Raw genomic sequence first — 3,515 nt, forward strand, 5'->3', positions numbered from 1 at the left:
CAAAACCAGAGGAAAAACCTGAAACTAAGCCAGAGACAAAGCCAGAAGTACCAGCAGGCTTAGATGCTAGTTTAGCAAATGAGAAATTGGTTTATTATCCAGAAGCATTAAAAAACCCAATAGTACAGAAACAAGTATCTAGTGAAGCTCAGAGTATCATCAAAGATATTAATAGTACCTATAGTACAAGCTTAAAATATAAAGAGATTGGTGGTTCTATTGATTTATTAGATAGTAATATGTATCTACCAGAAGGTTCTATTGGAGCACAATTTTCTGTAGTTGGAAGTTCAGGTGATTTTAAAATATATTTCCTAGATAACAACAAAGCGACTGTTGAATTAGCGAAACAATGGACTACTTTACTAAGTGGCTTAAATCTAGATAAGGAAATTCAAGAAACGGTTGATGCACGAAAAATAAACAACTATGAAAAAGGAAACTATAAAATTCGCATTGGACAATCTATGGCTGATCACACAATGTATGTAGACGTTCATTCTAAATAATGATATAATAATTTATAATTATAATAAGATAAACAAATGATATGCGTGAAGGACAAACCTTACGTACCTAACCAATGGTACAGGTTTGTCCTTTTTTATGTTTTAGGGGGGAAAATAATGAAAATAAAAAGTAAACTACTGCTGGTTTGTACTTCTGTTTTATTAGCGATGCCTACAATGGTCGAGGCAAAAAATGCCGATGTACCTTTTCTGAATGGAAATGAGGATAAGTTTCTTAAGTCAAAAGATTTACAAATGCAAGGTAAATTCTATCGATTTGGAAGAGATTATGCACCACCTGGTATAGATTTAGCGTACAAAGGAGACCTTCACTATCCGGCTGTTTACAATGGTTCTTTTAGTTTTGAAAACCCACAAGCAAACTTGGTACAAAGAGAAGACCTAAGTGAGCCTTTTGTGCGGATTTCAAACGATGGTTATTGGAATAAGGCTGTCACAGTGGGAGATCGGATGGTTACAGAAATCGAAAGAGTGAATAATGGTGTTATATCTGATAAATATTGGGGAAATCCTAAATTTGTTTTAGATAATATAAACAGTCATGTCATTTTTAATAATACAGGTTCTGAGAATTATGGAGCATTTTACTGGATTCGTGATATAGCTTACCTTTCTGGTGGATATGCAGGTGCTGGCGGCGTAAATGGAATAAATAAATATAACCTATGGTATGTACGATCTAGTAAACCTGAAATAAAAGATTTTAAAGCTTCTAATGGTAAGAAGGATACACCTGTTAAGTTTACATTTAACGGTTTCGAGTACGTAAGTAAAGATAAAGGATATACAGAACGTGGTCCCAAACTCGATATAGGTAACCCTTATTCATCGATAGCGGGTGAACGGAATCGTGTGAAATGGCTGTTGGATATCACTAAAAATGGTGAAAAAGTGCATCATCAAGAAAATTACTTGCGCTCAACGCCACAAAAAGATAATCAAAAACCAAATGAAGGTGATGCAGGACGATTTACGAAAGAAGATATAAGTTGGCAACCTCAGATGTGTGGTCGATATACGGCAAAATTAAAAATTATTGATGGAGTTCAAAGGGATTCAAATGAGAAAACAGTTGATTTCATTGTAGATGGAAACTGTGGTACAGAAGTAACACCTAATCCAGATCCAGGTGATGAAGATGATTTTAAATATAAAATTGATTTCTCTGCTGACCGAATTGAAGGAGAAACAGCAAGAGAAGGAAAGAATATAAAAACAAGAATAGATGTATCACGTGATAATTTTAAACCGGAACGTGACCAATATAGAGCAAAGGTGAATAATAATATTAATAAATCTCAACAGGAAGTATATAGCGCTGAATCAGGTAGGGACAGTGCACAGTCTAGTTTGAGTTATTGTCGTCGTAATCCAATTCATGAGAAAGATGAAAAAGGCAATGATTACTACATTGATAGAGACTGTTCTTGGGAAGAAAATAGATTAGACGATGCTGCAAGTAGACTAGATACAGCAAGACAGAAACTAGAAAAAGAGAAAAATAAAATTAAAAAGTTAGATTCATTAGAAGCAAAATATGCAAATCCTGAAACAGTAGTCGTGCTCAAGCATAACGGACAACAAGTAGCGTCACAACAGGTAAGGTTAACTGAGGGAGAAAAGAAAACCTTGAACCTTGGCTGGCAACATCAGGGGAAAGGAACAATTCAGGCAGAAATTAACCCTGCTGGTAACCGTCTAGATATAGAAGAAACCACATACAAAAATAATCCTATTAAAACAGCTATCTATACACCATCTCATGAAAAAGGGATGTGCGGAGTAACGAGTGTAAAAGGTGTGGTAGAAACAGTAAGTGAACGTGTGTCAAAAGAGGATACAGTGGGAGAAATGTTCTATGAAACATTAAGTGGAAGTATTGATAATTTAGCACCATCTAAGCTCCATGCTGGGTATGGTTTTTCTTATGAAGTTAATGGGAAATACAAAAATGATTGGAATGCCAATTATCCAGGTGTATTTACAAAAGCAACGGCACAGTATCCATTTGCAGATGAAGGACTAAAAACAACATATGATTTAGAGAGTGTTTCTAATAATGGCGTAACATCAAAATTCTTACCTAAAAATATGTATTTGTCTGAAATAACGGGACATGTCTTTGATAGTAAAAGACCAACTAAGTCTTTATATTGGGATGGACAAGAGAAAATTATTGATGGTGGACAAAAATGGTATGCACCATTAAAGACGAAAGATGGGAAGTATTCTTTCAATGTGGAGACAAATCCTGCCGGTGTGAATGAAATGAGCTTGTGCCTGACAAATGAGGTAGAAATTAAAGGTGTCGCGTATGATGACTTTAAGAAGAGAAGGGTGCTTGCAGACCTCCCATTCCCTGTACAAACGCCTGGATGGAACTGGGTTGGAAAAGAACACATAATTACAGACTTATCAAACTGGTACTACATGAAGAATAAAAATTAGTTAAATAGTATTATATAATTAGTTGAATCGATAAAAAGTATATAATCCTTCTTAAACTAGTAGCTGAATGGATAAACCAAAGGCACATCCCTTAATGAGGTGTGCCTTTTTTACGTAGAAAGGAGAATTTTCGAATGGATAATAATAAAAAACAGCGTATGAAACGAACGATTTTTATTGGAGTTATCGCAATGATTATCTCGCTATATATTGGAAGTGAATTTCAGGATCGGAATGGGACAAGTTATGCTCCTGCAAAGTATTTTGAAACGGGAACAAAATTGATTTCGTTTTAATAATAATGTCTTTTTTATCAACTATTGCGGTTAAATCTGCATGACATGTACAATAGTTGATGTTATAATAAGTGTAGAAGTATTATAACAATAGTTTTTGCATAAACTAAAGAAGACGAGATGCTCCAACATCTCGCCTTATGTAACTGTTACCGCAAGGTGGCTAGTTGCTAAAAAAGTTTATTTTTTCTTAGAACCGCCCTTCACACGCTTGCAGGCATTTGAACCGCACCCAATTTGT

The 3,515-nt window shown here is 35.0% G+C and carries 3 protein-coding genes; all 3 read left to right on the forward strand.

Annotated elements, in window-relative coordinates:
• The coding region (locus KI369_RS26755) for a hypothetical protein (protein WP_212958556.1) at nt 1-509 on the forward strand (509 nt) is incomplete at its 5' end.
• Between the two features lie 117 nt (nt 510-626).
• The gene (locus KI369_RS26760; protein ID WP_000695233.1) at nt 627-2,978 is read left to right on the forward strand and encodes a hypothetical protein; all 2,352 of its coding nucleotides are present in this window, start codon (nt 627-629) and stop codon (nt 2,976-2,978) included.
• A gap of 134 nt (nt 2,979-3,112) precedes the next feature.
• Nucleotides 3,113-3,274 (forward strand): hypothetical protein, encoded by a 162-nt coding sequence (locus tag KI369_RS26765; protein ID WP_000369764.1) that lies wholly within the window; start codon nt 3,113-3,115, stop codon nt 3,272-3,274.
• The last annotated feature ends 241 nt before the right edge of the window (nt 3,275-3,515 follow it).

The sequence above is a fragment of the Bacillus sanguinis genome, from assembly GCF_018332475.1.
GTDB lineage: Bacteria > Bacillota > Bacilli > Bacillales > Bacillaceae_G > Bacillus_A > Bacillus_A sanguinis.

Excerpts from the sequence above, each read along its gene's own strand:
- KI369_RS26760 (WP_000695233.1), top strand. The coding sequence starts at position 627 with ATGAAAATAAAAAGTAAACTACTGCTGGTTTGTACTTCTGTTTTATTA.
- KI369_RS26765 (WP_000369764.1), top strand. The coding sequence starts at position 3,113 with ATGGATAATAATAAAAAACAGCGTATGAAACGAACGATTTTTATTGGA.